The organism is Protofrankia sp. Cas8, from assembly GCF_963555845.1.
Lineage (GTDB): Bacteria > Actinomycetota > Actinomycetes > Frankiales > Frankiaceae > Protofrankia.
Genome location: NZ_CAUVXI010000216.1, coordinates 2,391 through 9,582 on the forward strand (window position 1 = coordinate 2,391; position 7,192 = coordinate 9,582).

Annotated in this window: 7 protein-coding genes and 1 pseudogene; 2 read left to right on the forward strand and 6 right to left on the reverse strand. The window is 67.0% G+C overall.

Features of this window, described 5'->3' with window-relative positions:
- Together U9977_RS22745 and U9977_RS22750 are read right to left on the reverse strand one after the other, a co-directional pair.
- Positions 1-143: pseudogene (locus tag U9977_RS22745) on the reverse strand (transposase); the annotation flags it as partial.
- A gap of 159 nt (positions 144-302) precedes the next feature.
- Positions 303-1,181 (reverse strand): hypothetical protein, encoded by an 879-nt coding sequence (locus U9977_RS22750; RefSeq protein WP_322751324.1) that lies wholly within the window; start codon positions 1,179-1,181, stop codon positions 303-305.
- Here U9977_RS22750 and U9977_RS22755 point away from each other — a divergent pair.
- Positions 1,181-1,417, forward strand: a complete 237-nt coding sequence (locus tag U9977_RS22755; RefSeq protein WP_322751325.1) for a hypothetical protein — start codon at positions 1,181-1,183, stop codon at positions 1,415-1,417. The genes U9977_RS22750 and U9977_RS22755 overlap by 1 nt on opposite strands.
- Positions 1,418-1,719: 302 nt before the next feature.
- Here the strand turns inward: U9977_RS22755 and U9977_RS22760 are convergent, their stop codons facing one another.
- The 3 genes from U9977_RS22760 to U9977_RS22770 all read right to left on the reverse strand — a co-directional run bounded on the left by U9977_RS22760 (position 1,720) and on the right by U9977_RS22770 (position 5,192).
- The gene (locus tag U9977_RS22760; protein WP_322751326.1) at positions 1,720-2,223 is read right to left on the reverse strand and encodes a hypothetical protein; all 504 of its coding nucleotides are present in this window, start codon (positions 2,221-2,223) and stop codon (positions 1,720-1,722) included.
- 243 nt (positions 2,224-2,466) lie between these two features.
- Positions 2,467-3,450 (reverse strand): response regulator transcription factor, encoded by a 984-nt coding sequence (locus tag U9977_RS22765; protein WP_322751327.1) that lies wholly within the window; start codon positions 3,448-3,450, stop codon positions 2,467-2,469.
- A complete protein-coding gene (locus U9977_RS22770; protein WP_322751328.1) occupies positions 3,441-5,192 on the reverse strand; it encodes a sensor histidine kinase in 1,752 nt (583 codons plus the stop codon). Before U9977_RS22770 ends, U9977_RS22765 begins: the two co-directional genes overlap by 10 nt.
- A gap of 243 nt (positions 5,193-5,435) precedes the next feature.
- Between U9977_RS22770 and U9977_RS22775 the strand changes: the two genes are divergently transcribed.
- Positions 5,436-6,005: a hypothetical protein gene (locus tag U9977_RS22775; RefSeq protein WP_322751329.1), complete on the forward strand. Its 570-nt coding sequence runs from the start codon at positions 5,436-5,438 to the stop codon at positions 6,003-6,005.
- Between the two features lie 93 nt (positions 6,006-6,098).
- Here U9977_RS22775 and U9977_RS22780 read toward each other — a convergent pair.
- Positions 6,099-7,192, reverse strand: a 1,094-nt coding sequence (locus U9977_RS22780; RefSeq protein WP_322751330.1) for a toll/interleukin-1 receptor domain-containing protein, incomplete at its 5' end; no start/stop codon positions are given.

Consider the following 7,192-nt stretch of genomic DNA (forward strand, 5'->3'; position numbering starts at 1 on the left):
CCCGCGTCACGGGCCCGGGTCCACTCCACCACATGCGAGGAGAACAAACCCTCCCGACGCAGAACCGCGCCTTTCTCTCCGTGCGGGGCGTTCTCGTACTCCGCGACGATCCGCAGCTTGTACGCCGTGGTGAACACCCGCCGCGAGGGACGCGGCGCCGGATCACGCGACGGCGAGGACCCACCCGGACGCTCCTGCGACTCAGACTCCATGAACATCATGGATCTCCGATCACGCCCCCTGTAGCCAGCCCGCACCCCAGCGGGTGTCTCACTCAAGTCTGACCGAGAGGGTTCCTCAGGTTATGGTTGGTCGAAGCGTGCGACGCGGCGGGCAAGCGGGGTGTCGGCTGGGTAGCCGGGAAAGGGAAGCCACTGATACTTGGAACGGCCCCGGGAACGCTGGAGGCGCCGGTGGGGCGGAAGGCCGCTGGTAAGGCTGACGCCGAGTGTCTCGCGGAGGATGGTGATTTCCAGTAGGGAGCAGGCGATCGTGCCGATGAGGCCGCCGAGCTGGATGGCGTCATCAACCCGGGCGGGTGCGAGGTCGAAGTTCGTCCCTTTCTCGGTCACCTTGTCGACGATGATGGCGCTTATGGCGAACCAGGGGGCGGCCAGCGACGGGAGGAGTGGGTGGCCGGCGTCTGCCTGGAGCAGGTTAATTATCGCGACGTTGATGGTGATCAGTACGAAGGACAGGAGGGGAATCAGAAAGGACAGGACCGAGAAGATCGCCTGGTACTCGGTAAGTGGGATACCCGCTGCGGCCGCCTGCTCCTCTTGGAAGGCCAGGTACGCCGTGTCCGCCCATGTGATGAGGAACAGAAAGAACAGTCCGAGGCAGCAGGTGGCCGGGCCTCGGAACAGCGAGCCGCTCGGACCGCGCAGAAAAGCACTACGGGCATGGAACCGTTGATTCTCTGGAGTCAGGGCCACGAGTAAGAAGCCGATCAGGAGGAGTCCCGCCCCGGCCAGGAGTCCTCCGTAGATGGCCTTGCGCCCGGCCACGCCGATTAAGTCATCGGTGTCGAAGCCGTACCGGGCGACCAGCGCCACGAGGACGACCAGCGTGGCAAGATTGCGGATCAGGCGGATCCACTGAATCGAGCGGCTCGGCTCGATCACCTGGCGTGTGAGCACGATCCCTGCGAACGCGCAGATCCAGAGCACCAAGGTGCTCATTGGCATCCCACCATTCCCTCTCGAATGCAGCCGCCTACGAGCTGAGGGCGGATGAGCCGCTCGCCGAACTCGACGTGTCCGCGCCGGTCAACGAGATGGTCCACGCGCTGACCGCCCAGTTCACAGTCCTGTCCCGGATACAGACCGAGCTGGTCCTCGTGTTCATCCACAGCACGGACAACCAGCGGTTCCAGTACAACGAGGACGGCTACACCCGACCAGGTACAAACAAGTAGTGGGACCGGCCGCCCCGCTGCACACAGATCGACTCGTAGTGCTCGAACAGGCACGCGGTCAATCTGCCCCGGGCCTGCCTGCCGGACGATCGCCGTCGTCCACCCGTCGGATAGCCGTTCGACGAACGACGCCGAGCAGCCGATCAGGCAGTCGGCACCATGACGGCTGCGACTCTCCCTAGCATCCGTCAGCAGGAAGGTCGGCTACGCTGGCCCGAGCACCTCTGTCGATCGGAGCAAAAAACTCGTCCTGCGATACCTGCAGGAGCTTGCGAGCTGGCCGTGCGCCGACGACACCGGCGTCACCACTCGGCCCGCCGCTCCTCGTCGCGCCGGTCCTGGGCACGCTGTTCGTCGCGCCGCTCCTCGTCGCGCCGGTCCTGGGCACGCTGTTCGTCGCGCCGCTCTTCGGCCCGCCGTTCCTCGTCACGCCGTTCCTGGAGGCGCCGGGCTTCCTCCTGCGTCCAGCTCGGATCATTCTGCGGATACCCGCTGGTGGTGTACTCCGGGCTCGGCACAGAGAAGAACTCCTGCCGTTCGCGCCGTTCCCTTGCAGCTGCCGCAGCTTCGCGAGACAACCGCTCCTGGGTCAGTTTGTTGATTTTTTCCAGGTCCCTCGCGAGCGCCGGGCCGAAGCCCCGTGGTTCGGTGGCTCCTTCGACGACGGCTGTTATGAATCCGCCTACAAGTTTGCCGATTTTCGCCTTCCGGAAAACCAGTCTCGCTACCTTTGCAGCACCTACGGCACTGGCCGTGGTCCCGACGGCCAGGACGCCCAGAGCAATCACGCCCCCCGCATTGGACATGGCCGTTTCGGGTCTAGTCGCTTCGGGTCCGGTCATTTCAGAGTCAGTCACTTCGGTGCCGGCTGGGTCAGAATCGGTCATTGCGTGGCTGATCGGGTCGACGTCGTTACTCAATCTCTCTTCCGATTCTTCCGGGAGCCTACGGGCATCCAAGTCGTTTGAATGAATCATGCCTTCCAGGTCGCAGGTCCGGTAGATGAGAAAACCCTGGAATCTGCGCCGAAGGCCCCGAGGCCCGGGGTGTCACGCTGCCGGCGGGTCCGTCGGCCCGGCGGCTGCGGCAAGGATGGTGTGGCCGGGTCGGATGACGGCACCGCCGGTGCCTGCGAAGGTAGCGCACGCGGTGAGCGGGGGCTGGAGGTCTTCGACGGGCTGGTCGTGGCGCAGGATGCGGATCAGGAACAGGTCGACGGTGGCCCCGGTTTCGGTGATGCTGCGGAAGCGGGTACCGAGTGTGGCTCGACCCCGGAGGCAGCGGACGTTCGCCGTGACCATGTCCGGGCTCGGTGATTCCTCCCGTGCAGGGTCGAGGATCTCGATGATTTCCAGTGCCGGCGGAGTGGACCCGCTGGTGCCTTGGAGGAACTTCAGAACGGCCAGGACACGTTTGCTGATCCTGCGGTCGGGTTCGATCCCCAGCTTGCGGTAGATCGAAGACAGCTCGGCCTCGATCACCTGGGAGGAGAAGCTGAGGTCTTCGGCGATCGCGGGCGTCGACCAGCCTCTGGCGAGGCGGTCGAGCGTCGCGGACTCGCGTTCGGTCAGGCGGGCCAGGCGGTCGACCGTGCTCTTGCGGGCGAACAGGGCGGCCAGGAGCGTGTCGTCGACGCTGACGCCGCCCGCGGCGATGGCCTCCGCGGTGCGAATCAGGGACGGCATGTCCTGGACGCGGTCTTTGAGCTGGTAGCCGACGCCGGCGCCGAGGACGACGATCTCCTCGACCAGGTGTAGTCCTCCGTATCCGGACAGCACGAGGATGCCGACGTCCGGGTATTGGGCGCGGATTCTCCGAGCCGCATCGATTCCGGCGTCCTCGGCCACGGCCAGGCCCGCGCGCCGGGGCATCTCGACGTCAAGGACGACCAGGTCAGGTGGGTTGTCCACGACGAGCCGGATCGCTTCGGCGGCGTCGGCCGCCTGGCCGGTGACCTGGTGGCCGGATTTGGAGAAGCGGTCGGCCAGAAGCTCGCGCAGAAGACTCTGGTCTTCGGCGATGATCAGTCGCATGGTAGTACCACCTTGATCGTCGTGCCGTTGCTATGGGAATCGATGGTGATTGCCCCTCCTCTCGCCGCCGCCCGGTCGCGCATGTTCTGGATGCCGTTGCCCTCGACGGTGGGTGCCGCGCCTCCGATGCCGTCATCGGATATCTCCAGGTCGAGGCTGCTGCCACGCTGGCGGATCCGAACGTCGACTCGGCTGGCGTTGGCGTGCTTGTGAGTGTTGCCGACGGCTTCACTGATGATGTTGTAGAGGGCGAACTCGACCGGTGCCGGCCAGCGTTGCTCGGGGATGTCGAGGGTCGGGGCGATCGGCGCGCCCTGACCGAAGGCCTCCAGGGCGGGTTTCAGCCCGCGGGCGATCAGCGTCGAGGGGAAGACACCCTCGACGACTTCGCGTAGGGCGAGCACCGTCTGCTGGAGCTGGACGCCGATGTCGGCAAGCCGTTCCGTGGTGGCCTGATCCGGCGACTCCTGCCGGGCCTCGCCCACGAGAGCCTGAATGAAGGACAGGAGATGCTGCGGGCCGTCGTGTAGGTCCGCCCGGATGTCGTGGCGTGTCCGCAGTTCCAGCCGCTCCAGTCCTTCGAGGTGTTCAGCGTGAAGCTGGTGGACTTCCCGCAGACGAGCGCGATCCGCGGCCTGGAGCCCGATGATCAGACTCGCGACGGTAGCGGCTGCGTGGAGCCGCTCGTTTTGCGGGTACTCCGTCAAAAACCGGTCGTGGACCATCGCCCCGACAGGCTCGCCGGCAGGGCCGATGAAGGTCACGGTGCCTTCGGTGCCAGCAGGCAGAGTCACAGAGCCTCCGTGGACGCCTTCGTATCCGCCGTCATCGGGCCGTCGGTAGTACAAGACGAGGCCGGGATCGCCCAGCGCCTCCGAGAGCCGCTCCCCGAGGTCGGCCCCAGGCTGGATACCGGCCAGGACCACGGACATCTGCCGGTGGGCGAGCAGCGTCCGCACCGGCCCGAGTAACGCGGCGGCACCCAACAAGGCGATGGCGATGGCGTAGGCAGCCAGGAAGACGCCCTGTGCCGTCACCGGCGCGTGGACCAGGCTGGCCGAACCGCCGCCGGCGGCCACCACGCCGATCGCCGCTACCGCGGTCCAGAACAGGCGACGTGCTCGTCTCGCCGCCGGCGACTCGGACCGCCACCGTGCGACGACCATCGTCAGGACCACAAGGGTGAGGACGATCTCGACGATGCTGCCGATCGGCGCCCACACGGAGTACCGGGCCCGCGGATCGCCCCACAGCTGAGGCTGTAGCGGATGCTCCTGGAGCATTCTCATGCCCTGGATCCCCAGCGTCGTCACGTAGAGTGCGGCGATCACGACCCGCTCGGAACGGCTGCGCAGGCGCCCGTTCGGGAACGCCAACAGCAGGTGGGCCAGGACCACACCGTTGAGATAGCAGAGCGCGAATCCCAGCCTGAACAGGACGGGGTTCGCGCTGGTCTGGAGATCCCACATGTAGCACAGCGCGCCCATCGCGGTCAGCAGCAGGCCCATCCGCCGGCCGTCAGGATGGTAGACCCCGACGAGGATCCCGACGACGATGAAGAACAGGCCGACAGGCTGGGTGACGAAGTCGGTCCAAGCCCAGAACGGGCTCGCGCCCCATTCGACGGAGACCGCGAAGATCGCGAACGCGGTGGCGGGTGCGGCTGCCAGCAGCGGGATGACGGCGGGCCGCAAGAGCGGGCGCGACACGTTCTCGCCGTCAAGAGACGCGGCTTCGTTCACGCCTTCACTATCGCCGAAGGCACGTCGGCTCCACCGGGCCTGGCACGTTCTCCAGGGTTTTCTCAGTGTGCGGGGAGGGACTCCTGTGCCCGTGTTCCAGGGTGGCCTCCCCTGGCGTGGCCAGGACCACGCAACCAACCTGGGAAGCGACCCCGGCCCCCGAATGTCGCCGGCCTCCAGAGGCCGCCGCACAGCCCCGGCCGGGCACCCTTGTCTCGCGCTTCCGTTGAGGAGAGTGCTCCCGTGAACCGCATCGTTCACCGCATCGCCCTGGCCCTGGCCCTATTGACCGTCCTCGCCGGCTTCGCCGCGCTGGCCCCGGCCGCCGGGGCCAGCACGGCTACCCCAGCGTCCGCCACCTGTGTAGCTCCCTCGTTCCCCGGCTACGATTCCGCGCAGCTGACCTCGGACCCCACCGGGGGCCTGCGGATGTCGACGAACGTGACGCTCAACCGCGGCACCGGGGTGCTGAACGCCACCACCGAGGTGCGCTCGCTGCTGGCCCTGCGCGGTTTCACCGCCTCGGTGTTCGTCATCGGCCTGGACGCGTGCAACCACCCTGTGGCGATGAGCCAGCCCGTGTACAGCGGGGTGAACGGCACCTGGCTCCCCAACCACGACCGCGTCATGCCCTGGACCCAGACCTGGAACACCGGCACGGCCGGCAAGGTCGTGAACATCCAGATCGTGCACGCCTGGTCGCCTTCCGCCGTCCTCGACCTTTACCGCCGCTACCAGCCCGTAGTGTGCGGGGCGATCAAGTTCATCAACTACTTGTTCAGCTGGAAGGTCCCCTGCCCACCGGTGCTTTGACGCCCAGACGGTCTACTGACAGGGGTGGCACCCGCCGCACGTGGCGGGCGCCACCCCCTGTCTGTCGCTGGCCGCGGGCCTGCCCGGGGCCCATTAGCTAACGGTGTAGGTGACCGGGTCGCTGTGGTAGGGATTTTCGTCGACGCCGACGGCCTGGATCTGGTGCGGCCCGTGGGTAACGTCGAGATGGGCGTCCTTGCCGGGCCCTGTGGCCCACAGCAGCCGCCCGTTCTCCGGCGTATACGACTCGCTGTAATGGTGGGTGGCGGTACACACGGCAGTAGGCTGCAGCGTTTTACCGTCCCACCGGATGTCGATCTGGTCGCCGACTTCGTGGCACCCGCTGCCCGAGGCGATGAAGGTGGCGCTGCTGCTGCCGCTGGGCGGACTCACCGAGAAGCTGACTGGCAGCGGGGCGGGGCTCGGACTTGACGTCCAGTCGGGCGTCGCTGAAATGGTCGGTGTCGTCTGCGCATGGGAGAGCTGGGCGGAGGGCCGGTTCCCCCGGTCGGTGGGCGAGGGGAACAGCTGGTAGCCGCCGACCCCAATCAGCACAGCGGCGAACGCTGCTACGGCTGTGACCTTGCGGTGCGCAGTAAGGCGCCACCGGCTGCCGCTTTCGCGGCCTACCTCATCGCCTGCCGGCTCGACGGGCACTGAAGTGCCGGGAAAGGAAGGTGCGGGCCCCGCCAGGAGCTGCTGCAAATATGGAGGCCGATGCATAGGGGTGGCTGGACCCGCCAGCGTCGGGCCGGGGACGACCGGTGTCGGATGGAGAACAGGGAAGATGGGCTCGACCGGGGGTTTCGCCCGGCCCGCGAGCGTCGTCTCGATCGTGTCGAGGAGATGCCGGCGGGCGGTCTTGGCGGGATAGTCGAACAGGTCAAAGGAGACGATCTGACCGAGCAGACCCGGCCGCTCACAGTCCTCGACGCGGAGAGGGACGAGTTTGCGGGCGAAGCCCTGTGGGTCGGCCTGTGCGGCAGCCTGCCACTCCTGCTGGCCGTACACCGACGCCAGGTAGGCGGTGGACACCACCGCGACCGTGCGCTCCGAGCGGAGCATGCCTTCCTGCATGGTGACCGTCCAGTGGGTGCCGACCACCATGTCCCACTTCTGCAGCAGCACCTTGTAGCCGGCGTCCTCCAGCTGCCAGGCGATCCACTCCGCCCACCCGGCATCAACAC

Excerpts from the sequence above, each read along its gene's own strand:
- U9977_RS22750 (WP_322751324.1), bottom strand. The coding sequence starts at position 1,181 with ATGAGCACCTTGGTGCTCTGGATCTGCGCGTTCGCAGGGATCGTGCTC.
- U9977_RS22760 (WP_322751326.1), bottom strand. The coding sequence starts at position 2,223 with ATGTCCAATGCGGGGGGCGTGATTGCTCTGGGCGTCCTGGCCGTCGGG.
- U9977_RS22765 (WP_322751327.1), bottom strand. The coding sequence starts at position 3,450 with ATGCGACTGATCATCGCCGAAGACCAGAGTCTTCTGCGCGAGCTTCTG.